20 protein-coding genes, 6 tRNA genes and 2 pseudogenes are annotated in these 22,263 nt (G+C 66.8%); 9 read left to right on the plus strand and 19 right to left on the minus strand.

All coding sequences use genetic code 11. The features are described 5' to 3' along the window. Positions 1-295: 295 nt before the first annotated feature. The 3 genes and pseudogenes from G4G28_RS28460 to hemN all read right to left on the minus strand — a co-directional run. Positions 296-670: pseudogene (locus G4G28_RS28460) on the minus strand (heavy metal translocating P-type ATPase metal-binding domain-containing protein); the annotation flags it as partial. Beyond that, positions 667-1,419 (minus strand): sulfite exporter TauE/SafE family protein, encoded by a 753-nt coding sequence (locus G4G28_RS15360; protein ID WP_183107553.1) that lies wholly within the window; start codon positions 1,417-1,419, stop codon positions 667-669. The pseudogene G4G28_RS28460 and the gene G4G28_RS15360, both read right to left, overlap by 4 nt. Positions 1,420-1,424: 5 nt before the next feature. Continuing rightward, positions 1,425-2,876, minus strand: coding sequence for an oxygen-independent coproporphyrinogen III oxidase (gene hemN, locus G4G28_RS15365; RefSeq protein ID WP_182988933.1), 1,452 nt, complete (start codon positions 2,874-2,876; stop codon positions 1,425-1,427). Between the two features lie 625 nt (positions 2,877-3,501). Between hemN and G4G28_RS26515 the strand changes: the two genes are divergently transcribed. The 7 genes from G4G28_RS26515 to G4G28_RS15390 all read left to right on the plus strand — a co-directional run bounded on the left by G4G28_RS26515 (position 3,502) and on the right by G4G28_RS15390 (position 9,862). Then, positions 3,502-3,882: a metal-dependent hydrolase gene (locus tag G4G28_RS26515; RefSeq protein WP_229507669.1), complete on the plus strand. Its 381-nt coding sequence runs from the start codon at positions 3,502-3,504 to the stop codon at positions 3,880-3,882. Then, entirely contained in the window at positions 3,786-4,595 is an 810-nt protein-coding gene (locus G4G28_RS15370; RefSeq protein WP_229507670.1) for a metal-dependent hydrolase, read from the plus strand. Before G4G28_RS26515 ends, G4G28_RS15370 begins: the two co-directional genes overlap by 97 nt. After that, complete coding sequence (locus G4G28_RS26520; protein WP_229507671.1) at positions 4,579-4,734, plus strand: hypothetical protein; 156 nt, start codon at positions 4,579-4,581, stop codon at positions 4,732-4,734. Before G4G28_RS15370 ends, G4G28_RS26520 begins: the two co-directional genes overlap by 17 nt. A 175-nt stretch (positions 4,735-4,909) precedes the next feature. Continuing rightward, the gene (locus tag G4G28_RS15375) at positions 4,910-6,232 is read left to right on the plus strand and encodes a sigma-54 dependent transcriptional regulator (protein ID WP_183107554.1); all 1,323 of its coding nucleotides are present in this window, start codon (positions 4,910-4,912) and stop codon (positions 6,230-6,232) included. Between the two features lie 519 nt (positions 6,233-6,751). Then, positions 6,752-8,593 (plus strand): hypothetical protein, encoded by a 1,842-nt coding sequence (locus G4G28_RS15380; RefSeq protein WP_183107555.1) that lies wholly within the window; start codon positions 6,752-6,754, stop codon positions 8,591-8,593. A 226-nt stretch (positions 8,594-8,819) separates the two neighbouring features. Further along, positions 8,820-9,182, plus strand: a complete 363-nt coding sequence (locus G4G28_RS15385) for a hypothetical protein (protein WP_229507672.1) — start codon at positions 8,820-8,822, stop codon at positions 9,180-9,182. Next, entirely contained in the window at positions 9,179-9,862 is a 684-nt protein-coding gene (locus G4G28_RS15390) for a C39 family peptidase (protein WP_182988936.1), read from the plus strand. Before G4G28_RS15385 ends, G4G28_RS15390 begins: the two co-directional genes overlap by 4 nt. Here the strand turns inward: G4G28_RS15390 and G4G28_RS15395 are convergent. Next, positions 9,859-10,167, minus strand: a complete 309-nt coding sequence (locus G4G28_RS15395; RefSeq protein WP_183107556.1) for a hypothetical protein — start codon at positions 10,165-10,167, stop codon at positions 9,859-9,861. The two genes, G4G28_RS15390 and G4G28_RS15395, sit on opposite strands and share 4 nt — an antisense overlap. Here G4G28_RS15395 and G4G28_RS15400 point away from each other — a divergent pair. Further along, on the plus strand, positions 10,144-10,380 hold the full coding sequence (locus tag G4G28_RS15400) for a hypothetical protein (RefSeq protein ID WP_183107557.1): 237 nt from the start codon (positions 10,144-10,146) through the stop codon (positions 10,378-10,380). The two genes, G4G28_RS15395 and G4G28_RS15400, sit on opposite strands and share 24 nt — an antisense overlap. A 42-nt stretch (positions 10,381-10,422) precedes the next feature. Here the strand turns inward: G4G28_RS15400 and G4G28_RS15405 are convergent, their stop codons facing one another. Further along, entirely contained in the window at positions 10,423-10,590 is a 168-nt protein-coding gene (locus tag G4G28_RS15405; protein WP_182988938.1) for a hypothetical protein, read from the minus strand. 187 nt (positions 10,591-10,777) lie between these two features. Here G4G28_RS15405 and G4G28_RS15410 point away from each other — a divergent pair, with 187 nt between their 5' ends. After that, positions 10,778-11,863 (plus strand): acetate kinase, encoded by a 1,086-nt coding sequence (locus tag G4G28_RS15410; RefSeq protein WP_229507673.1) that lies wholly within the window; start codon positions 10,778-10,780, stop codon positions 11,861-11,863. Between the two features lie 724 nt (positions 11,864-12,587). Here the strand turns inward: G4G28_RS15410 and G4G28_RS15415 are convergent. From G4G28_RS15415 to rnc, 14 genes and pseudogenes are all read right to left on the minus strand, one after another. Next, positions 12,588-13,928, minus strand: coding sequence for a glycosyltransferase family A protein (locus G4G28_RS15415; protein ID WP_202033851.1), 1,341 nt, complete (start codon positions 13,926-13,928; stop codon positions 12,588-12,590). A 295-nt stretch (positions 13,929-14,223) separates the two neighbouring features. Next, positions 14,224-14,297: transfer RNA gene (locus G4G28_RS15420), tRNA-Cys, on the minus strand. Between the two features lie 124 nt (positions 14,298-14,421). Then, positions 14,422-14,495 (minus strand) — tRNA-Cys (locus G4G28_RS15425). 76 nt (positions 14,496-14,571) lie between these two features. Next, positions 14,572-14,647: transfer RNA gene (locus tag G4G28_RS15430), tRNA-Gly, on the minus strand. A 40-nt stretch (positions 14,648-14,687) separates the two neighbouring features. Further along, positions 14,688-14,763: transfer RNA gene (locus G4G28_RS15435), tRNA-Gly, on the minus strand. Positions 14,764-14,804: 41 nt separating this feature from the next. Then, positions 14,805-14,880, minus strand: a tRNA-Gly gene (locus G4G28_RS15440). Positions 14,881-14,968: 88 nt separating this feature from the next. Next, positions 14,969-15,044: transfer RNA gene (locus G4G28_RS15445), tRNA-Gly, on the minus strand. 88 nt (positions 15,045-15,132) lie between these two features. Further along, on the minus strand, positions 15,133-15,711 hold the full coding sequence (pgsA, locus tag G4G28_RS15450; protein WP_182988939.1) for a CDP-diacylglycerol--glycerol-3-phosphate 3-phosphatidyltransferase: 579 nt from the start codon (positions 15,709-15,711) through the stop codon (positions 15,133-15,135). A gap of 277 nt (positions 15,712-15,988) precedes the next feature. Beyond that, positions 15,989-17,980, minus strand: a complete 1,992-nt coding sequence (uvrC, locus tag G4G28_RS15455) for an excinuclease ABC subunit UvrC (RefSeq protein ID WP_229508098.1) — start codon at positions 17,978-17,980, stop codon at positions 15,989-15,991. A 117-nt stretch (positions 17,981-18,097) separates the two neighbouring features. Then, positions 18,098-18,499 carry a holo-ACP synthase gene (gene acpS / locus G4G28_RS15460; RefSeq protein ID WP_182988940.1) on the minus strand — a complete coding sequence of 134 codons (402 nt, stop codon included), beginning with the start codon at positions 18,497-18,499 and terminating at the stop codon, positions 18,098-18,100. 13 nt (positions 18,500-18,512) lie between these two features. After that, entirely contained in the window at positions 18,513-19,283 is a 771-nt protein-coding gene (locus tag G4G28_RS15465; protein ID WP_182988941.1) for a pyridoxine 5'-phosphate synthase, read from the minus strand. Between the two features lie 13 nt (positions 19,284-19,296). Beyond that, a complete protein-coding gene (gene recO, locus G4G28_RS15470; RefSeq protein ID WP_183107558.1) occupies positions 19,297-20,130 on the minus strand; it encodes a DNA repair protein RecO in 834 nt (277 codons plus the stop codon). Between the two features lie 27 nt (positions 20,131-20,157). Further along, a complete protein-coding gene (gene era, locus G4G28_RS15475; RefSeq protein ID WP_229425113.1) occupies positions 20,158-21,267 on the minus strand; it encodes a GTPase Era in 1,110 nt (369 codons plus the stop codon). 72 nt (positions 21,268-21,339) lie between these two features. Further along, a pseudogene (gene rnc, locus G4G28_RS15480) lies at positions 21,340-22,088 on the minus strand (ribonuclease III); the annotation flags it as partial. Positions 22,089-22,263 lie beyond the last annotated feature (175 nt).

Genomic DNA, 22,263 nt, shown 5'->3' on the forward strand with positions numbered 1-22,263 from the left:
GCGAAAACGGCTGGGCCGAATACAGCACGGCCGGGAGCGTCAGCAGCAGCGAGGCCCAGCCCATCAACGCCGTCATGTCGGCGTCCATGGTGCCGTCCGTGGCCATGTAGACGGGGACGGCGTACATCATCACCTGCATCATCGCCAGGCCGGCGATGAACAGCTGGCGAAACAGCTTGCGGCGGGCCCGTTCGAGCTGCTCGCCGTGGCGCTGCGCGTCGTAGGGATAGGCGCGGTAGCCGATCGCGTGCAAGGTGCGCAGCAGGTCGCTGACCTTGCACAGCGCCGGGTTCCAGCGCACCCCCAGGCGCTCGCTGCTGACGTTGAGCAGCACTTCCAGCACGCCCGGCAGCGCCTGCACGCGGCGCTCGATCAGCCAGACGCAGGCGGCGCAGCGGATGCCCTCGACCGTGAAACTGCCCTCGCCCGGGTTGCCGGCGGCGTCGACCAGCGCCAGCTCGGGCGCATCGGTCACCGTCGCGCCGTAGCTGCTGCGGCTGTCGTAATAATCGGCGCAACCGGCATCGACGATGGCCTGCGCGGCCGCTGCGCAGCCGGGACAGCACATCGCGCGTTCGCTGCCTGCGATGCGGGCCGTCCACTGGCGCTCCCCCGCCAGCGGAAGGCCGCAGTGGAAGCAGTCGCGGCTTGAGACGGTGCCATCCCTCATGGTGCCATTCCCGGCGCGACGCAGATCACCTGCAGCCAGCTGGCCGGCAAGCCGCCGGCGGCGCGTGCCAGCCCAAGGAGGCCGAAGGCGAGCACGCCCGCACCGCAGGCGATGCGCACAGGTAGAAGGCGCAGCCAGGCGCGCAGGCGCACACCGGCCAGGCCCAGCGCCAGCATCATCGGCAGCGTCCCCAGCCCGAAGGCCAGCATCGTCAGCGCGCCGGCGCCGGCCGAGCCGCTCAGCATTGCCGTGACCAGCGCGCTGTAGACCATTGCGCAGGGCAGCCAGCCCCACAGGGCACCGGCGGCGAACATGCGCGCCGGCGTGTCGGGCGGGCCGATGCGCGCCAGCCCGGGGCGCAGGTGGCGCCATAGCAGCTGCCCTACCCGCTCGATGCGGGCGACGCCGCTCCATGCCCCCATCAGGTGCAGGCCGAGCGCAACCAGCATCAGGTTGGCGAGCCAGCAGGCGGCAGCCTGCGCGGCCGGCAGCGCCGTCATGGTCGCCGCGCCCTGCGCCAGTCCGCCCGCCAGCGCGCCGGCCGTCATGTAGCTGGCGATGCGCCCGCCGTTGTAGGCAGCGACGTGCACGCCGGCTCCCGCGCTGCGCGTCGGATGCAGCGTGATGACGCCCGTGCGGGCACGCGGCGGTGCCAGCGACAGCGCGCCGACGATGCCGCCGCACATGCCGGCACAGTGCACGCTGCCGAGCAGGCCGACCAGGAACAGCGGCAAGGGATGGATGTTCATGCGGGTCAGACGGTGCGCGAATAGCGTGGCATCGCCATCGGCTGCCCGAGGTAGCGGTCGAACACCATGCAGACGTTGCGGATCAGGAGGCGGCCGCGCAGCGTGACCGAGATCCAGTCGCCGTCCAGGGTGACCAGGCCATCGGCCGCCAGTTCGCGCAGCCGCGCCAGCTCGGCGGCGAAGTACTTGTCGAAGCTGACCGGGAAAGCCTGTTCGATGGCGGAGATCGACAGCTCGAACTGGCACATCAGCTTCTGGATGATCGCACGCCGCAGGAGATCGTCCATGCCGAGCGCGATGCCGCGCGCCACCGGCAGCTCGTTGTTCTCCAGGGCTTCGTAATAGGCCTCCAGCGTCTTGGCGTTCTGGCTGTAGGTGGCGCCGACGGCGCCGATGGCCGAGACGCCGCAGGACACCAGGTCGCTGTCGGCATGGGTCGAATAGCCCTGAAAGTTACGGTGCAGGCGACCCTGGCGCTGGGCCACGGCGAGGTCGTCGTCGGGCTTGGCGAAATGGTCCATGCCGATGTAGACATAACCGGCCGCGCCCAGGCGCTCGATGCACAGCGCCAGCATGGCCAGCTTGTCGCCAGATGACGGCATGTCCGCTTCCAGGATACGGCGCTGCGGCTTGAACACATGCGGCAGGTGGGCGTAGTGGTAGATCGAGATGCGGTCGGGACTGGCATCGATGACCTTGTCGATGGTCGCCGCCATCGTGACCAGACTCTGCTTCGGCAGGCCGTAGATCAGGTCGATGCTGATCGAGCGAAAGCCGGCTTCGCGCGCGGCGGCGATGATGGCGCGCGTCTCGGCTTCCGGCTGGACGCGGTTGACGGCTTTCTGTACGTCGGGGTCGAAGTCCTGCACGCCCAGGCTGATGCGGTTGAAGCCCTGGGCGCGCAGGCTGTGTACGCGCTCCCTCGAGACCGTGCGCGGGTCGACCTCGATCGAATACTCGCCCACCTCATCGGGCGCGAACCTGAAGTTGCGGCGCAGGTGCGCCATCAGCTCGCCCATCTGCTCGTCCGAAAGATAAGTGGGCGTGCCGCCGCCAAAGTGCAGCTGTTCGACCTCGTTCATCCCGGCGAACAGCGCGCCCTGCATGGCGATTTCGCGCTTCAGGTAGCCGAGGTAAGTCGCCGCCTTCTCGCGGTTTCTGGTGACGATCTTGTTGCAGGCGCAGTAGTAGCAGACCGTATCGCAGAACGGGATGTGCAGGTAGAGCGAGAGCGGCCGCGCCGCGCCGCGGGTGCGCACCGCGGCCACCGCGTGCAGGTAGTCGCGGTAGTTGAAGGTTTCGTCGAAACGGTCTGCGGTGGGATAGGAGGTATAGCGCGGACCGTTCTTGCCCAGACGCGCGATCAGGTCGGCGTCGAAATCGACCGCAGGGGCAACCGCCTGGGCGATCGGGATGACCGCGGCGCCGCGCGGGGTGCTGATGGAGGGATGAAACATCTGGACGACTCCTGCTGCCTGCCGTGCCGCGGGCTGCGGCTCGACTCGATGAGGGAAGTCTATTGATGCTCGACAGCAAAATCCTTGACTTGCATCAAAAATCGCAGAGGGGCCAGCTAGCCGGGGGGTGCCAGGGCTCATGCTCGAAACACAAATTTTCATCCTGCCCGGCCAGGTGCGGACAGGGTCAGACATTTTCCACGCAGATGACATCGAAATGTGGTGGGCTCGTAGCGAAAATGTCAGGCGTGAGCACGGTGGTCGGCTTTACAAGCACTGTCGTTCCGGCAGCAAAATTTCGCACCTTGATCCTGAAGCAGGAATACACGATCGCCGGTACCTGGGAAGGAAAGCCCGTTCCGCCGACAAAGGAAACCCTGACGCATTTCCTGGCAGGTGGTGTCGGCATCGTCAAGGAAGTTCCGAGTACTTCGGTGCCGGGTCACTGCTCGAAAGGGCGACCGATACCGAGGGGCGCGGGTCGATGAACCGGAAATACGACGCGTCCGCCAACGACAACGACTGATCGGCCGGCCGTTCCCTGCTGTGTTCAAGCGCCACGTGCTCGCCGGCGTGAGCGGCATCCTCCGGGTTTCTGCGGTCTCATCAATGATAATATTGCCGCATGGACAATCTTACCCACTCCCTCGTCGGCCTGGCGCTGGGCGAACTGGCCCACCGCGTACTGCCGACCGAAGCCGACCCGGCACGCGCCAGCACGCGGCGACGCCTGCTGTTGAGCTGCGGCGCGCTGGCCAGCAATTTCCCCGACCTCGACCTGGTCCTGACGCCGCTGCTGCCTGATCCGTTCGGCTACCTGCTGCACCATCGCGGCCACACCCACACCCTGCTCTACGCCCCAGCCCCAGGCCCTGCTGCTCCTGGCCGGCCTCTGGCTGTTCTGGGCGAATGCGCGCGCTGCTGCGGGGCAGTTCGGCGGCGCGGTGCGGGCTGGGGGCGACGATCGTCATCGGCCTGCTGCTGCACCCGGGCATGGATGCGCTGAACGTGTACGGCGTGCATCCCTTCGCGCCCTTCGATACGCACTGGTATTACGGCGACATGGTGTTCATTGTCGAGCCGCTGTTCTGGCTGGCGTTGGGTACGCCGCTGGCGGCGCAGGTCGCCCATGCCGGATGGCGGCGCCTCCTGCTTGGCCTGCTGCTGGCGGCGCCCGTGCTGTTCACCGTGTTCGGCTTCCTGCAGCCTGGTTCCCTGCTCGGGCTGGCGCTGGTCTGGGCGCTGTCGCAGTGGCTGACGCGGCGCGCAGGCGAGCGGGCGGCGCTGATTGCAGGCGTGGCGCTGTGCTTCGGTTTCGTATTGCTGCAGGGGACGCTGGCCGGGCTTGCGCGCGACCAGCTGAGCGCCGCGCTGCGCCGCGACGATGCGTCCGTGCATATTCTCGACCTGCCGCTGTCGGCCTTCCCCACCAATCCGCTGTGCTGGGGGACCGTCGCCGTCACCCGTGACGACCTCGGCGGCTACCGCCTGCGCCGCGGCGTGCTCAGCCTGGCACCGCGCTGGGTCGCGCCGTCGGCATGCCCGGCGAAGATTGCCGGCGTGTACGTGAGCGCGGGCGCGGCGGATGTACCGCAGGGCATCGCCTGGGCCGTGGAAACCCACGGCTCGGTGGCGGGGCTGCGCGTCCTGCGCGAGCGCGATTGCCGGATCGATGCCCTGGCTGCGCTTTGCGCGGGCGCCAGTGCTCACCAACGGTAGCGCGACCGACCTGCGCTACGGCCTGCCGGGCGCCCGGAACTTCTCGACTCTGCCCTATGCAGCGCAGGCCGGCAAGCCCTGCCCGGCTCCCCTGCCGAAGTGGGGCTATCCGCGCGCCGATCTTCTCGGCCTGCCCTAGCCGCGCCGCGAGGTCAAGTCCCGCACATTGTCGAGTTGGTAACGGCACACGGCCGTTTCAACCGTCGGGCATGCGAAACAGATAATCCAGTATGCTTACCTGGAGTTACACACATTGCGGCGGACCGGCACGCGAGAGACCGCTTGCGCCTTATTGCAACCCGGGGAGGGAATGGATGGTCTCGAAACGATTGCTCTGTATCTCACCCGATGGTCATGGCGCGGCCGAGGTGCTGTGCGCTGAAATGCCGGGGTGGCAGATCCGCAGTGTCGGCAGTTTCGAGGAAGCCCGCTGCGCACTGCGCGAGGATGCCTATCTTGCCGGGGTGCTGGACCATGTCATCGGTGCGTGGCCCCACGGCGAGGTCGACCGTTTCCTGCGCCAGCACAGCCATGTGCAATGGGTCGGCGTGGTCGGCCGGGACACGCTGGCCGCAGCCAGCTGCCGCGAACTCGTCGCCGACTACCTCTGCGACTACCACACCGCCCCGCTCGACACCCGCCGCCTGGCCCATACCACGGGGCACGTGTACGGCCACGCCTTGTTGCGCAGGTCGCGCCCGCGCCCCGGCACCGCACCCTCGACCCTGATCGGCAGCTGCGCGGCAATGGCGCGCCTGCGCAGCCAGGTCGAGCGCGTGGCCAAGGTCGACGCGCCGGTCCTGATCTGGGGCGAGAGCGGCAGCGGCAAGGAATTGACGGCCCAGGCCATTCACCGCCAGTCGACGCGCGCGGCCGGTCCGCTGGTGCCGATCAACTGCGGCGCCATTCCACCCAACCTGATCCACTCCGAACTCTTCGGCTATGAACGCGGCGCCTTTACCGGCGCGGCGCGCGACAAGGTCGGCCTGATCGAATCGGCCAACGGCGGTACCCTGTTTCTCGACGAGATCGGCGACCTGCCGAAAGACTTGCAGGCGAACCTGCTGCGCTTCCTGCAGGACAAAACGATCAGCCGCCTGGGTGCCACGCGCGCCATTCCGGTCGACGTGCGCGTCATTTCCGCCTCTCACGTGAACCTGCAGCAGGCGGTGGCGCGCGGCGACTTCCGCGAAGACCTGTACTACCGGCTGTCGGTACTGCCCGTCACGGTGCCCTCGCTGCGCGAGCGGCGCGACGACCTGGTCGAACTGGCCGAGCACTTCTTCCACCTGCACGCGGCCGACCGCTCGCCGCACCTGAAAGGCTTTTCCAGCCGCGCCCTGGCGGCCATTGCCGCCCACGCCTGGCCCGGCAATGTACGCGAACTGATCAACCGCGTGCGCCGTGCCATGGTCATGGCCGACGGCAAATGGATCGAGCCGGACGACCTCGACCTGGTCATGCCCTCGCCGCCGATCGAGGCGAAACTGGACGACGCCCGCTGCAGCTCGGAACGCCTGGTCATCCGTGCCTGCCTCGACCGCAGCGGCCAGAACGTGAGCCGCGCCGCGCGCGACCTCGGTGTTTCGCGCACAACGATGTACCGCCTGCTGGCCAAGCACGGCATGCGTTCCTGATCCACCTGCCGTCACACGCTGCGGCGGCGCCCTGCCGCTGCCTGCCCTTCCCACGTCCGTCCCCCCCCCCCGCGCCGGTGGACGGCTGCCGGCGCGGTCGTCCCCGCCAGCCATGTCACGCGCATCCACGGCCGCGTTGTACACCGGCAGCTCTGCCACACATTCGCCCTGGCGTGCGCGCTTCATTACCGCCGCCCGAGGCAGCGCAACGCAGGTGACGGGCGGCTCGCCCGCATGTAGGCTGTATCCCGATCTGTTGGCAAGCAAAATCCTACAAGAAGCTGTCCGGCCCGTCTCCTCCAACGCTGCTACACAACTGCTCCACTTTCGGCTCAGCCATAAAACATTAAATTCCTACCAACAATGTCTTTTCGCAAATATGCGGTTTCTCAGGAGATTTGTGCTTTGAATTCAATTATTTGGGAATGAATCTTCAGGGGTGGCATCGGATTTGCATAAAGGGGTTCAACTGGTACGACTGCCAGTCCGAACTCAACCACACACCCTAGGGGAATTTGCATGAACAAGACCTTGCTCGTTACCGCCCTGTCGCTCGCTTTCGGCCTGAATGCCCAGGCCCAGACGACGGACCCGACCACCGATTCCTCGACCACCGTGACCCAGAGCGGCGGCGGCGCGAACGCCAATGGCGGCAGCGCCAGCATGGATGACAACTCGACGGTCACGACGACGACGACCAGCACGGACGACAATTCGAACCGCAACAACGATTCGTCGACGCGCGACAATTCCGGGCAGAACCGCAGCACCGGTTCGGCCATGGCCAGCGAGATGGGGGCCGCGGCTGCCAACAACGGCGGCACGGCGACCTCGAACTTCGCGAACTCGTTCAACACCTCGAGCGCCACGGCGACCAGCTCGCTGCAGGGCACCGTCACCGGCAATGCAATCAGCAACATCGGTAACGTCGCCAACAACTTCGGTAACGCCAACGGCGGCGGCGCCACCGGCGGCGCCGGCGCGACGGGCACGGGCGGCGGCGCCATGGGCAATGGTGGCAGCGGCGCCACCGGCACTGGCGGCACGGCGGCTTCCGGCTCGACCGGTGGCAATGCGACGACCGGCAGCGCCAGCACCGGCAACGCCATGGTCGGCACGGCGACGGCAGGCGCTGGCGGCGCCGGCGGCCTGGCATCGAACGCCGCGAGCGGCTCGGGTGCCTCGGGCGGATCGGGCGGCAGTGGCGGTGCGGGTGGCTCCAGCGGCAACGCCGGCGGCGGCATGGGCGGCGCCGGCGGTGCGAGCGGTGCCGGTAGCGGCGGCATGGGCGGCAACGCAATGGGCAATGAAGGCGGCAATGGCGGCAACGCCGGCCGCGTGGCCGCCGGCAATGGCGGCATGGGTGGTTCGACCGGGGCCGCCACCGGAGGCAACGGCGGCAATGGCGCCGATGGCGCCGCCGGCGGCATGGGTGGCATGGGCGGGACCGGCGGCAGCGGCGCGGCCGGCGGCGTGGCGACCGTGGGCGGCGCGACCTCCAGCGGCGATTCGAGCGGTGCGGGGGCTACCGGCAGCGGCAACATGGCCAGCAGCGGGGCCGGCGGCGCAAGCACCCCGGATGCCGGCGGCGGCGCCAGCGGCGCGGCCGACGGCGGCACCTCGACCAGCACGGGCGGCACCGTGACTGGCGGCAGCAACACCGCGACCGCGGGCACGGGCACCGGCGGCGCCGGCGGCGCCGGCGCGGCTGGCGGTACGGGCGGCGCGGGTGCGGCTGGCGGGGCCGGCGGCACGGCGGGCTCGGGCGCGACGGCCACGGCCAGCGCTGGCGCGGGCGCGGCCGGCGGCACCGCCACGGGCGGCACCGGCGGGGCGGGCGCGGCATTGACCAGCACCGGCGGCGCAGCCGGCAGCGGCACCAGCGGCACGGGCGGCGCGGGCGGGTCGGCCACGGCCGGCACCAGCACGGGTGGCGCCGGTGCGGCGGCGGGCGCCGGCGGCGCAGGCGGCTCGACCGGCCTGGCCTCGAACACGGGCGGTGCAGGCTCCTCGGGCGGCGCGGCTACCTCGGGCAGCGCCACCAACGGTTCGACCACCTCGGGCGCGGCGACGGCCGGTAACGGCGGCGCAGGCGGCACTGGCGGCACCGGCACCGGCGGCATGGGCGGCGCGTCCGGCGCCAACACGGCGGGCACCGGCACCGGCGGGGCAGGCGGCACGGCCACCGGCGGCGCCGGCGGCACCCAGACTGTCAGCGCGGGCACCTTCGACATGTCGAACACCATGAGCAGCGTCGGCCAGTCGGCCGCCGGTGTCACGGTACTGAGCCAGAACAACGGCTTCTCCTCCCTTGTCCAGCAGAGCGTCAACGTCCAGAGCAACCTGGCCGTCGGCCCGTAAGCGCCAGCGCACTGCCCTTCTACGGATGGGCAGTGCGCCGTTCGCGCATTGCTCGCGCATTGCGCGATAAGCAGTATCGGGACTGCCGCACCTACCGCCTGGCGGTCCCGGGATTTCAGGGAGAAACGATGAAAACGATTTTTGCATGTACCCCCCTGCGCCAGGCCTGGGCGCTGGCGGCGGCAGCCGCTTTCGGCTTGCCCGCCTTCGCGGGTGAACCGCCCTGATGACGGCCGCGGAGCTGAGCGCCATGCCGCTCGTGGACGAGGCCGCCAGCATGCTCGTACCCACGCCGGAGAACGAGCCCGTTCGCCAGGAAACCGCTACGTTCGCGATCGGCGGCGAAACGGCCCAGGCGGTCGACCCGGGCAAGCTCGAGCACCAACGCGGCCGCGCCGATACGGTGCTCAACGACACCAGACTGGGCGGCGACGTCGCCAACAACAGCGCCACCAACGTGAATACCGGATCGAACACGATCGATGCCGGCTCCTTCGCCAACATGTCCGGGATTCCGGTCGTCATCCAGAACAGCGGCGCCAACGTCCTGATCCAGAACGCGACCGTCGTCAACCTGCAGTTCCGATGAAGCGCCGCGCACTTTCCTGGCTTGCCTGGGGCGCCCTGCTGCTGCCGGCGGCGAGCGGCGCCGCCGAGATGGCCCTGCCCAGCGGCATGCGCGTCGGCATGCCCGTGAAAAGCATGAAGGACCTGCGTTTCCAGGCCACGCTGCGCCAGCAGTACGACTTCAGTTGCGGCTCGGCCGCGCTCGCCACGCTGCTGACCCACCACTACGCCACCCCGACCAGCGAACAGGATGCCTTCCGGGAGATGTTCGTCGGCGGCGACCAGCAGAAAATCCGCCGCGAAGGCTTTTCGCTGCTCGACATGCAGCGCTACCTGAAAAGCCACGGCTTTACCGCCAACGGCTTCCAGCTGCCGCTCGACAAGCTGATCGAGGCGAAGCTGCCGGCCATCGTGCTCGTCTCGGACAACGGCTACCACCATTTCGTGGTCGTCAAGGGTGCTGAAGACGGGCGCATCCTGCTGGGCGACCCGTCGCGCGGCACGCGCCTGATGCCGCGCGCGCGCTTCGAGTCGATCTGGACCAACAAACTGCTGTTCGTCATCCACGACGGCCCGCGCAAGCCCGGCTTCAACCAGGACGCGGACTGGCGCAACGCGCCGCGTGCGCCGCTGGACGATGGCCTCGGCCGCGCCGTCGACAGCACCTACGGGCTGCCGAAATTCGGCCCCGGCGATTTCTAAGGAACCACCATGCGGCATGCCTTCACACTGTCCGTCCTGCTCTTGCCCCCTGGCGGGACTATCCCAGCCGCGCAGGCCCGGATGCGCCGCCCGCGCTCTTCGCCGCCGCCAACGCCGTCGACGCGGCCGCGCTCGACGAAGCGCGCGGCGGCTTCATCACCGCCGACGGCCTCACGGTCACGCTGGGCCTGGAGCGGCTCGTTACCATCAACGGCAACGTTGTCGAGCGCACCGAACTGCAGCTGGGCGACATCGGCAAGCTGGCTTCCGGCCAGGCCAGCGTGTCGAGCGAAACGCTTGGCCAATTGCGCCTGATCCAGAACGGCGAAGTGCGCGCCATCACGCCGGACTCGACCACGCTGCTTGGCGGCACCATCATCCAGAACAGCCTGAACGACCAGCTGATCAAGAGCCAGACCGCCATCAATGCGACCGTCAACTCCGCCGGGATGTTGCGTGCGCTTAATTTCGGCGCAAGCCTGAATAATGCCTTGTCAACCGCCCTCGGCCCCCGCTGACGGCCCACCCACATGGAGCGATTTATGCAGACATTCCCGGCGCTACGTCTTGGCGCACTGGCCGTCGGCGCGGCATTGTGCGCCCTTCCGGCGCGGGCGCAGTCCGCCTCGGAACTGGCCGAACAGCTCAAGGCGATGCGCCAGCAGCTCGAGGAGCAGCGCGCCCGTATCGACGAACTCGAGCGTGACGTACGGTCCGCGCGGCAGCAAGCGCCTCTGCCGGCGCCGGACGCCCTGCCAGCGCCGGCGCTCGCGGGCGCTGCGACGCCCGTGGCCTCCGCCGACCTGCTGTCCGCCGCACGCGGCGCCGGACAGGCACCGGCGAATCCGGCATCGGCCTCCCCGCTCGCGGCCGGCTTGAGCGTGCCGGCCCCCGCAGCGCAGCTCGACCTGCTGCGTGGCACCGGCCCCGCGGGCGCGGCGCCGCAATCCCCGCCGCCCGGCGGCACCGGTGGGCGGGCCGGCCAGCGCGCCCACCGCCGCCACCAGCACGGCTGCGGTCGGCCGCGCCCCCACGCGCGATGCGCGCACGCCCGAGGTCGCGCCCATCTTCGAACAACCGGGCGTGCTGACGCCACGCGGCAAATATGTATTCGAACCGGCCCTGCAATATGGCTACTCGTCGAGCAACCGGGTCGCCCTGGTCGGCTATACCGTCATTCCGGCGCTCCTGATCGGCCTGATCGACGTGCGCGAGGTCAAGCGCAACACGACCACCGCCACCGTCACCCTGCGCCGCGGCCTCACCAACCGTGTCGAAGTCGAGGCCAAGCTGCCCTACGTCTACCGCAGCGACGCCACCGTCAGCCGCGAGGTGTTCACCGGCACCGCCGTGGAGCGTGCGTTCGAAACCAGCGGCAAGTCGATCGGCGACATCGAACTGGCCGCGCGCTACCAGCTCAACGACGGCGGCGTCGACAAGCCGTATTTCATCGGCGGCCTGCGCTTCAAGTCGCGCACCGGCAAGGATCCCTTCGAAGTCACCACCGACTGCCAGCGCCGCTGCATCGGCGAGAACATCACCGGCAGCGGCCTGCCGCTGGAGCTGCCGACCGGCTCGGGCTTCTACTCGCTGCAGCCGAGCCTGACCTGGCTGTTCCCGTCCGACCCGGCAGTCTTCTTCGGCAGCTTCAGCTACCTGCACAATTTCAAGCGCGAGGTCTCGCGCACGGTGCTCGGCGGAGAGCAGGAATCGCTCGGCGAGGTGGCACCGGGCGGCGTCATCGGCTTCAATTTCGGCATGGGCCTGGCGCTGAACGACAAGGCCTCGTTCAGCGTCGGCTACGACCACAACTCGGTGGCGCGCACCAAACAGTCCGGACGCACCGTGCCGGGTTCGGTGCGCATGCAGCTCGGTACACTCCTGATCGGCTATTCCTACCGCTTGAGCGACAAGAAAACGCTCAGCGTGGCGGTCGGTGCCGGCCTGACGCGCGATACGCCGGACGTGACGCTGATGGTGCGTGTGCCGATGTCGTTCTGACGCGGCCGGCGGGCCGCCAGCGGCGGGCGTATACCTCAGTTTGCTGCCACATGGTTGCGGCCAGGCTGTTGTCTTGGCGGTGAAGACAATCGTGTCCGCCGTTTTTCTAGGGTGGCCGGCTGGCTGCCGCCGTTGGTGCGGCCGGTTCAGACGCGGCGGTCGTCGCGTCAAGCGTACCGGTCCGGCCGGCTGCGGCCCGGCCAGAAACAGCCTGGCCGGTCGCGGCGCGTCAGCGGCGGACGCAATCACCTCACGGAAAAATGCAATCAGGGCAGGGACATGCCTATCGAAGCAAAAGCGGGTCCGCGCCGCTTCGACACGCTCGCGGATCGCGGCAAGCCGCGGCCCGTCACGCAGTTGCTCGGTCAGATCGGCAATGCTGCGGTAAAACACGCCGATGCCGAGTTCCCTGGCCAGGGTTTGCGTAGCCACGATCGCACCAGTATTGTCACGCTGGATCATCGGCAAGCCGGCAGCCGCCAGCAAGGCCATGCGCGCCGGGTAGTTCAGGTCGTCCCAGTTGGCGCGGCGAAGCTCGCCCCGGTTCTCGCTGGCAAAAGCATGCAGCCAGCCGGCGTCGTAGCGGGAAAATTCCTCGCGCCAGCGCGCGCCCTCGACATTCGCGTGCAGGTGCAGGTGGCGCGGCGCCAGCGCCCCCGCCTTGTCGATCCATTCGCGCCATTGCCCCTGCGTGAAGTCGCCATAGAAATGCAGGTGCACGCCCTCATGGGTCCAGCTCGGCCACGGTGTGCGGATGCAGGCCGATCGGCCGCCCCGGCACCACGGTATGGGGCGCGCCGTCCAGCGCCGACAGCCGCGGCGCCGCAGGTCCGTCGAACTGCGCCTGGCGCGGCAGGTCGCCGTCGAGCACGTGGCAGGGCCGCGTTCGCGACAGGCCCGGCACGATGGTATCGAACCAGTCGCGCATCTCGGGGCTGCTGAAGATGCAGCCATCGGCATGCTGGTAGAGCGCGACCAGCTGCGGCCAGGTTCCCTTCTCCAGGCAAATGAACGGTCCCTCCTTGAAATGCCAGACGAAGGGAATGCCGGACGTGGCGAGCATGACCTCGTGCACGAAGGGTACCGCCTGCCAGTTCAGCAGGCCGTAGATGAGGTCGGGCTGGACGCGGGCAATTGCGCCGCGCCAGTCGTCCATGGGCAGGTCCTCGACATGGCCGAAGGGCAGCGGCCCGACGGTGTTGTACCAGTAGGGCTGGCGCGTCCACAAACCGTAGAGCGTATGCCCTGCCTCCTCCAGCGCGAGGATGCGGTCGGCATTGTAGGCAAGTTCGCCAACGAGCAGGATCTTCAGGCCATCGGGCGCGCGTGGCGTTGGCGCCCGCGCACGTGTGCTCTCGTATTGGCTGAGCTCGTCGATGACGTTGCCCCGTGAAGTACGAAAGCGCAGGGGCTCGCGTACCCGGTAATGCTGGCGAAAAGGATTGATGCCACCCAGCGGCTCCTGCATCAGCTTGTGACGCTGGGCCGGATGGTCGACCCACTCGCAACTGACCTGTCCGGTAGCCACGAAACGGCCGAGCGGCCGCAGCCGGTGCCAAAACAATTGCTCCAGGTCGTCGGATTCAAATCCGCTACGCTCGGTCCAGCGCACTGCACAGCGCCGGTGCAGGCATTGGACGAGCTGCAGCCAGCTGTCGGGGATTTGCCCTGCGGCGTGGCGGTTATAGCTGTGGCGCAGGCCGGAATACGCCAGTATCGCACCGGGGTCCCCATCGAGCGCCGCGCACAGCTGCGCCAGGTGGTCGCGGTAATGGACATCGTCGCTGGGCAGGTAGGCCACCATGGACGCCCGCGCCATCTCGAGCCCGAGGTTAAGCGACTTGCCCAGCCCTTCGTTGCGCTCGTGGCGCACATACCGCACGCGCGGATCGCCGCGCCACGGCGCCAGCGCCGCGCGCGTTGCCGGGCTGGAGCCGTCGTCGATGACGATGACTTCCCAGTCGGCCAGCGTTTGTGCGAACAGGCTGTCCAGCGCCCGCGGCAGGAAGGCTGCCTGCTCGTAGGTCGGCATCAGGACGCTCACGCGTGGGATCGCTGTCGTCATCTGGCGCCCTCGCTGCCATTGGAAGCCCTGGCTTGCATTGGCGCCTGGCGCTGCATGAGGGGTAATGCGGTATGGTGCATGGCCGGCCTCGGGATGGATGACCTGTCCAGCTTAGAGCTGGGTGACGTCGACGGTTTGCGAGGAATCAGGCGTGCCTGGGGAACTGTTCAGTTGCTTGTGGCTCGGCCTTGACAGGCTGAGCTGTCGTGTGGGGCATGCGACGATGCTTATCGTTCGTTCGCGCTGCACGCCGCAAAAGAAACGGGCCCTCAATGAAGGGCCCGTTTCGACATTCTGGAGGCGAGGACAGGAATCGAACCTGTCTGAACGGCTTTGCAGGCCGTCGCATAACCTCTTTGCTACCTCGCCAGAACCAAGAATACAGCTGCCGAGCTGGCGAGCTTTGTGGCGGATCAATGATGGACGAGCTTGGTCGATGTGGGAGCCAGAAATGCAAAAATCGCCGGCGGGCGGCGATTTTCTGCTTGCATTCTGGAGGCGAGGACGGGAGTCGAACCCGTCTAGACGGCTTTGCAGGCCGCTGCATAACCGCTTTGCTACCTCGCCGGAGGATTAGGTACAACTGCCGGGCTGGCGGGTTATTTGCCAACACAACATGAGAAGCAATTGCTTTCTCGCATTCTGGAGCGGGAGAAGAGTCTCGAACTCTCGACCTCAACCTTGGCAAGGTTGCGCTCTACCAACTGAGCTACTCCCGCTTAGGAGTTACTGCCATTCATACACGCCGGTTCGAGAACCTGGAGCGGGAGAAGAGTCTCGAACTCTCGACCTCAACCTTGGCAAGGTTGCGCTCTACCAACTGAGCTACTCCCGCTTGGAGTGTGTTACCGCACCTGCATTACTGCTGCTCCAAACTGGAGCGGGAGAAGAGTCTCGAACTCTCGACCTCAACCTTGGCAAGGTTGCGCTCTACCAACTGAGCTACTCCCGCATGCTGGAAACATTGATTATCGCAGAAATTGTGACAACTTCCAAGACAACCGGTACTGCTGAGTTATCGTCGACTTCAGTGCAAACGTTGGAGCGGGAGAAGAGTCTCGAACTCTCGACCTCAACCTTGGCAAGGTTGCGCTCTACCAACTGAGCTACTCCCGCTTTGTCTGTCGTTTGCTGCGATGTCGTCGCAACAGGCAAGCATTATAGATGATCTGATCCGTACGTCAAGGATGACGAAGAAGTAATCTTACAAATTCCCGCTTTTTTCCTTGATCAGCGGCCACGCGCGGCGCAGATAGTAGAACATCGACCATACCGTCAGCACGCCGGCCACCCACAACAGGATCTCGCCCCAGTAGTGCATATCCAGGCCGAACAGGCGGTCATGGAACAGCAGCATCGGGATCGCCGCCATCTGCGCGGCAGTCTTGACCTTGCCCAGCGAACTGACGGCAACGGACTTGCGCGCGCCGATCTCGGCCATCCATTCGCGCAGGGCCGAGATCGTGATCTCGCGGCCGATGATGATGAAGGCGATGACCGCATCCACACGCTGGAGCTGGATCAACATCAGCAAGGCGCCGGCGACCATCAGCTTGTCGGCAACCGGATCGAGGAAAGCGCCAAAGGCCGAGGTTTCGTTCCAGCGCCGCGCCAGGAAGCCGTCGAACCAGTCGGTGATCGCAGCAACGATGAATACGAGCGTCGCCGCCAGGTTCTGTTCGGGACGCGTCAGCCAGTGTTCGGGAAGATAGTAGACGCCGACAACGAGGGGAATGAGTGCTACACGTAACCAGGTCAGGAGAATCGGGATGTTAAAAGGCATAGAGGTTGAACTGGTTTACCGTTAAAAAAGCGTGCGCCGCTAGTCTACATGGGTATTGCCTTTTGAACCAGTTCAGCTCGGCGGTAGCGAACGGGGCATGGATGCCGGCGATGGCGCAAGGTAGACGGCTCTGCCCGGATGTATGCCTGTCGATAGCGCATCCGCCGCGCATCACCCGCCAATGATACGCCGCGATAGTTCGGGCGGTGGTTGAACGCGTGGGCGGCGCATACGCACGCGAAGCGCACACAGTCGGGCGGAGCCGCCCACCCTGCGGTCAATGCAACTGCCGATAGATCTCTTCGGCGAGCGTACTCGAGATGCCTTCCACCGACATCAGGTCCTCCACGCTGGCGTCGACCACGCCGCGCAGGCCGCCGAAGCGGGCCAGCAGGCGCTGGCGGCGCTTGGCGCCGATGCCTTCGATCTCTTCCGGGCGCGAGGCCTGGCGCGTCTTGGCACGCTTGGCGCGCATGCCGGTGATGGCGAAGCGGTGCGCCTCGTCGCGGATCATGGCCACCAGCATCAGCGCGGCCGATTCCTTGCCCAGCTCCTGGGGCGCGCGGCCGTCGGCGAAGATCAGGGTTTCCAGGCCCACGCGGCGCGCCTCCCCTTTCGCCACGCCGACGATCAGCGAGATATCGAGGCCCAGCTCCTCGAACACCTGGCGCGCCATCTCGACCTGGCCCTTGCCGCCGTCGACCAGCACGATGTCGGGCACGACGCCCTCGCCGTTGGCCACCTTTTCGTAGCGGCGCGTCAGTACCTGGCGCATGGCGGCGTAATCGTCGCCCGGGGTGATGCCGTTGATGTTGAAGCGGCGGTACTCGCCGTTCTGCATCTGGTGATGGTGGAAGACCACGCATGAAGCCTGGGTGGCCTCGCCCGCCGTGTGGCTGATGTCGAAGCATTCGATGCGCAGCGTGTCGAGGTCCTCGCTGTCGAGATGCAAGGTATCGGCCAGCGCGCGGGTGCGCGCCTGTTGCGAACCCTGCTCGGACAGCAGGCGCGCCAGCGAAATCTCGGCGCCCTTGCAGGCCATCTCCAGCCACTGGCGGCGCTGCCCCTGCGGCTGGAAGATCAGGTTGATGCGGTGGCCGCACTGCTCGGCCAGGGCGCTGATCAGCTCGGGATGGTCGAACTCGACGTTCAGGACCAGGGTGCCCGGGATGAACTGGCCCGAGTAATGCTGGGCGAGGAAAGCGGCCAGCACTTCGACCTCGATCGGCTCTTCGCCGAGCGATTCACCGACGTGCGACGGAAAATAGGCGCGGTCGCCCAGGTGGCGGCCGCCACGCACCATCGCCAGGTTGACGCAGGCGCGGCCGCCCTGCACCAGCACGGCGATGACGTCGACGTCGGCGTCGCCCACGTTTTCCATGCTCTGCGCGTGCAGCACCTTGGACAGCGCCTGGATCTGGTTGCGCACGCTGGCCGCCTGCTCGAACTTCAGCTCCATCGCATACGACTGCATCTTCTGCTCGAGGTCTTCCAGCACCTCGCCCTGGCGTCCGCGCAGGAAGCGCGCGGCATTGTCGACGTCGCGCTTGTAGTCTTCCGGCGCGACCAGGTCGACGCAGGGCGCGCTGCAGCGGCCGATCTGGTGCAGCAGGCAGGGACGCGTGCGGTTGGCATACACGCTGTCCTCGCAGGTGCGCAGCATGAACACCTTCTGCAGCAGCTGGATCGATTCCTTGGCGGCCCAGGCGCTCGGGAAGGGACCGAAGTACTGGTTCTTCTTGTCCAGCGCACCGCGGTAGTAACCCATGCGCGGCGCTTCGCCGCTCGAGATCTTGATGTAGGGGTAGGACTTGTCGTCGCGAAACAGGATGTTGTAGCGCGGCTTGAGCGTCTTGATCAGATTGTTTTCCAGGATCAGCGCTTCGGCTTCGCTGCTGGTGACCGTCGTTTCCAGGTTGGCAATCTGCGACACCATCATCGCGATGCGCGGGCTCGACAGGTTCTTCTGGAAATAGCTCGAGACGCGGTTCTTCAGGTTGCGCGCCTTGCCGACGTAAAGGACGTTCCCATTGGCGTCGAAATAGCGGTACACGCCCGGCAAGCCTGGCAGCTTGGCGACGGTTTCCAACACGCGTACACGCGCCGACTCGCTCGGCTTCACCGGTTCCAGGGCGTCTTCCCTGAGCGTTGCTTTCAATTCTTCTTTCATCGCCTGCCAACTGTCCGGCCGCGCGCGCGGCGCGGGCACGGCCTTGTCCTGGTCCTGGTGGCGCGAGTACGGGCCTTCTTGCGCGCCGCGGTTTGGCATCGCCGCGCCGCCAGCGGCCACATAGGCCACCGCCTCGTCCACCAACTGCTCATCCCGCGCAGGCAAGCCCGCGTCGGGTACTGGAACTTCCTTGCCCACTGGTGCTTCGCTTGTCTGTTACTTCGCCGGGTCCTGGGTGACGATCACGAAAGCGACGCCGTAATCGGCCTCGTCGCTGATCGTCACCTGTGCCGTCAAACCGTTCTGGCGCATGAATTCTTCGAGGGCCCCGCTGCAGACGATGGTCGGCTTGCCGCTCGGGGCGTTGAGCATCTGCATCGAGCGCCAGGTCATGGGCATGCGCATCCCCAGGCCAATCGCCTTCGAGAACGCTTCCTTGGCCGAAAACCGGGTGGCCAGGAAGCGCAGCCCGCGCACCGCGTTCTTGGCGCTGCGGGCATGGTATTTTTCAAGCTCCTGCGGGCCCAGGATCTTTTCGGCGAAACGCGGGCCGCTGCGTGCGAGGGCCGCCTCGACACGCGAGATCTGCACGATGTCGGTGCCGATGCCATAAATCATTTCGCCCCCTCCTTCATTGCGTCCCCAGCGACACGCCCAGGCGCGCCGCGACCATGATCGCCTTCATCTCGCGCACCGCGTTCTCCCAGCCGGCGAACAGCGCGTGAGCGACGATCGCGTGGCCGATGTTCAGCTCCGCGATGTCGCGGATGGCCGCCACGGGCTGCACGTTGGTGTAATGCAGGCCGTGCCCGGCGTTGACCACCAGGCCATGCTTGACGCCGGCGGCGACGCCGACCTTGATGCGTTCCAGTTCCGCGGCCGCCTCGGTGCCTTCGGCCTCGGCATAGCGCCCCGTGTGCAGCTCGATCACGGTCGCGCCCGTGCGCGCCGCGGCCTCGATCTGCGCGGCGTCGGCATCGATGAAGAGCGAGACGCGGATGCCCTCGCCTTTCAGCTGCTTCACGGCCGCTTCCACCTCCTTGAAGTAACGGATGACGTCCAGCCCGCCTTCAGTGGTCACTTCCTCGCGCCGCTCGGGCACCAGGCAGACGTCCTGCGGCCTTACCTGGCAGGCGAAATCGATCATCTCCTGCGTCACCGCCGCTTCCAGGTTCATGCGCGTGGCCAGTTGCGGGCGGATCGCCAGCACGTCGGCATCCTTGATGTGGCGCCGGTCCTCGCGCAGGTGCAGCGTGATCAGGTCGGCGCCGGCCTGCTCGGCCAGCAAGGCCGCGCGCAGCGGGTCGGGATAAACAGTGCCACGCGCGTTGCGCACGGTGGCGATGTGGTCGATGTTCACGCCCAGGTCGATGACGGGGCCGACAGGTTGCAGGAAGCTCATGGTTTTTAGAAGTTTATAACTGCATCAGGTCGATCAAAATCTGGCGCGTATTGAGCGGCACGCCGCCCAGGTGATGCGCCAGCAGGAAGCGCATCAGCTGCTTGCTCTGGCTCTGCGTTGCCGGGTCGCCGTAATCCTCGCGCTCCATGTCCAGCAGGGTCTTGCCGGACACCACGGGCCAGACATCGGACACGCGCGCCTCGCGCGCACCGCGTTCCGGATCGACCACGTAGTCGCTCGTGGCCTGCACCACCTCACGCGTCGTCGTCGAGCGTCCCAGGTCGGCGGCCACGCCCGTTTCCTTAAGTAAGGCCCTTTCGAACTTTCGCAAGGCAATTTGCGCCGGTTCGTCGTGGGCCAGCTCGTTCAAGGTCGAAATATAGTGATCGAACAGGGCGCGGTGCGGGTCGTCGCGTGCCAGCAATTTCACCAGCAGCTCGTTCAGGTAGAAACCGCACAGGAGCGCCGTACGTTCCAGCGGCAGCATGCCACCCACCCATTCGGCATCGATCAGGGTGCGCAGTTCTGACTTCCCGCTCCACGACACGGCCAGCGGCTGGAAGGTCTGCAGCACGCCGCGCAACTTCGACAGCGGCCGCTTGGCGCCCTTGGCGACGACCGCGATGCGCCCATGGTCGCGCGTAAACAGGTCGACGATGAGGCTGGTTTCCTTGTAGGGATAGCTGTGCAGCACGAACGCCGGCTGGCCGTTGACGCGGGTATCGCGCACGGGGGTGCGGCTGCGGCGCGCAGCCGCCACCGGCGCCTGCGGGGGCACCGGTGCGGGGACTGGCAGGGGCGCACTGCCCCCGTTGTCGGTATCGAGGTCGGTATCGGGGGGCGTCATGCGTGGGGGTGGTCCTCCGGCTGCGGCTTACTCGTAGCCGTAGGCGCGCAGGCCCGCTTCGTTGTCGGCCCAGCCAGACTTGACCTTCACCCAGATCTCCAGGTACACCGGTCCGCCAAAGAGCTTTTCCATGTCCAGGCGCGACTGCGTCGAGATCTCTTTCAGGCGCGCTCCCTTGTTACCGATAATCATCGATTTATGGGTGTCGCGCTCGACCAGGATGGCGGCAAAAATGCGCCGCAGGTTGCCTTCTTGCAGGAACTGCTCGATGAGGACAGTGCTGGTGTAGGGCAGTTCGTCGCCCAGCAGGCGGAACACTTTCTCGCGCACGATTTCCGCTGCGAGGAACTTCTCGCTGCGGTCGGTGATGTCGTCCGGGCCGAAGACAGGCGGGTTTTCCGGCAGGTGGTTGCGGATCTCGCGCTCGAGCGAGTCGATCTGGAAGCGCAACTTGGCCGAGACCGGCACGATGGCCGTGAAGTCGCGCAAAGCGGCCACTCTCTGGGCGAAGGGCATCAGGGTCGCCTTGTCCTTCATGTGGTCCGACTTGTTGATGACCAGGATCACCGGCACGTTTTTCGGCAGCAGGTCCAGCACTTGCTGGTCGGCCGGGCCGAAGGTGCCGGCCTCGATGACGAACAGGACAACGTCCGAGGCCGTCAGCGTGTTCGAGACAGTCTTGTTCAGCGTTTTGTTCAGTGCATTCGCATGACGCGTCTGGAAGCCCGGTGTATCGACATAGATAAACTGGGCATCGTCGACGGTCTGGATGCCGGTGATGCGGTGGCGCGTAGTTTGCGCCTTGCGCGAGGTAATCGACACCTTGGCGCCGATCAGCTGGTTCATCAGGGTCGACTTGCCCACGTTCGGACGGCCGACGATGGCGATGTAGCCGCAGCGGAAGCCCGCGGTCGCGGCGCCGGCGGTGCCGCGCTCGCTGAAGAAAGCGTTCAGGTCGGCGCCCGCTGCATCCTCCACGGCCTCGCCTGCGTCGTCGGATTCCGTATCGGATTCGTCGTGCTTGCCAGGCTGGTGCGCGGCGGCATGTTGCTCGGCGGCGGCTTCGGTGGCTTCAGCGGCTGGATGTTTCTCGGCCGGGCCGGTGTCGGCGGGCTGGGTATCGGATCGGGTGTTCATAATATTGCTGGGCTCGTTCATGCGTGTTTGGTGGGCGCGGCGGCTGGCGCAGGGCTTCCCGCCGCGTCGTCGCCCGGATGGTGGCAATGCCTGCCAGCTTCAGCTGGGCGGCACGCGGCTTGGCCTTGCGCGCCGAGGCCGGGGTCTTGCGCAGGGCCTGTTCGGCGACCTCGAGCGCCAGGCGCGCCGCCGCCTGTTCGCCGGCACGGGCTGCCGCCGCGGCCGAACACCTGGATGCCGAGCTTGGGTACCGTGCATTCGATCTCGAATTCCTGGTTGTGGGCGGCGCCATGGGTGGCGATGACGTTGTAGGTCGGCAGCGAAATTTTGCGGCTCTGCAGGAACTCCTGCAGCAGGGTCTTGGCGTCCTTGCCCAGCGTGCGCGGGTCGACCGTGTCGAGCAGCGGAATGTAGAAGGCGCGGATCACGTCGCGCGCGGCATCGAAGCCGGCATCCAGGAAAATCGCGCCCAGCAGCGCCTCGAGGGTGTCGGCCAGGATCGAGGGACGGCGAAATCCGCCCGACTTGAGCTCGCCTTCGCCCAGGCGCAGGAATTGCGACAGTTCGAGTTTCTGGGCGATTTCGTAGAGCGACTGCTGCTTGACGAGGTTGGCGCGCAGGCGCGACAGGTCGCCCTCGTCGAGGTTGTTGAAGCGCTCGTACAGGATCGAGGCCACGACGCAGTTGAGGACCGAATCGCCGAGGAATTCCAGGCGTTCGTTATGCAGACTGCTATGGCTACGATGGGTCAGGGCCTGCTGCAAGAGGCCAGCGTCCCGGAACGAATACCCTAAGCGAGTTTGCAGTAACTGAAGATTCATTATGATTAATTGTAGTACGAGCGCGGCGCCGGCGGCGCCGCTTGCCCGCTGGCGCCGAGCGGCCGCTTGCGGAGCATCGATGGTGCAACCCGCGACACGCCAGCGGCGCCCCGCCCATAGCAATGCTTGCCAGCATGGCGCGCCGGCCGCGCGGGAGGCGTCGCGCTTACGTATG

It is taken from the genome of Massilia sp. Dwa41.01b (assembly GCF_014171775.1).
Classification (GTDB): Bacteria; Pseudomonadota; Gammaproteobacteria; order Burkholderiales; family Burkholderiaceae_D; genus Telluria.

Bases quoted from the DNA above. Each gene is read 5' to 3' on its own strand.
- G4G28_RS15360 (WP_183107553.1), bottom strand. From the start codon at position 1,419: ATGAACATCCATCCCTTGCCGCTGTTCCTGGTCGGCCTGCTCGGCAGC.
- hemN (WP_182988933.1), bottom strand. From the start codon at position 2,876: ATGTTTCATCCCTCCATCAGCACCCCGCGCGGCGCCGCGGTCATCCCG.
- G4G28_RS26515 (WP_229507669.1), top strand. From the start codon at position 3,502: ATGGACAATCTTACCCACTCCCTCGTCGGCCTGGCGCTGGGCGAACTG.
- G4G28_RS15370 (WP_229507670.1), top strand. From the start codon at position 3,786: ATGCGCGCGCTGCTGCGGGGCAGTTCGGCGGCGCGGTGCGGGCTGGGG.
- G4G28_RS15375 (WP_183107554.1), top strand. From the start codon at position 4,910: ATGGTCTCGAAACGATTGCTCTGTATCTCACCCGATGGTCATGGCGCG.
- G4G28_RS15380 (WP_183107555.1), top strand. From the start codon at position 6,752: ATGAACAAGACCTTGCTCGTTACCGCCCTGTCGCTCGCTTTCGGCCTG.
- G4G28_RS15385 (WP_229507672.1), top strand. From the start codon at position 8,820: ATGACGGCCGCGGAGCTGAGCGCCATGCCGCTCGTGGACGAGGCCGCC.
- G4G28_RS15390 (WP_182988936.1), top strand. From the start codon at position 9,179: ATGAAGCGCCGCGCACTTTCCTGGCTTGCCTGGGGCGCCCTGCTGCTG.
- G4G28_RS15415 (WP_202033851.1), bottom strand. From the start codon at position 13,928: ATGACGACAGCGATCCCACGCGTGAGCGTCCTGATGCCGACCTACGAG.
- pgsA (WP_182988939.1), bottom strand. From the start codon at position 15,711: ATGCCTTTTAACATCCCGATTCTCCTGACCTGGTTACGTGTAGCACTC.
- uvrC (WP_229508098.1), bottom strand. From the start codon at position 17,980: ATGCCAAACCGCGGCGCGCAAGAAGGCCCGTACTCGCGCCACCAGGAC.
- acpS (WP_182988940.1), bottom strand. From the start codon at position 18,499: ATGATTTATGGCATCGGCACCGACATCGTGCAGATCTCGCGTGTCGAG.
- G4G28_RS15465 (WP_182988941.1), bottom strand. From the start codon at position 19,283: ATGAGCTTCCTGCAACCTGTCGGCCCCGTCATCGACCTGGGCGTGAAC.
- recO (WP_183107558.1), bottom strand. From the start codon at position 20,130: ATGACGCCCCCCGATACCGACCTCGATACCGACAACGGGGGCAGTGCG.
- era (WP_229425113.1), bottom strand. From the start codon at position 21,267: ATGAACACCCGATCCGATACCCAGCCCGCCGACACCGGCCCGGCCGAG.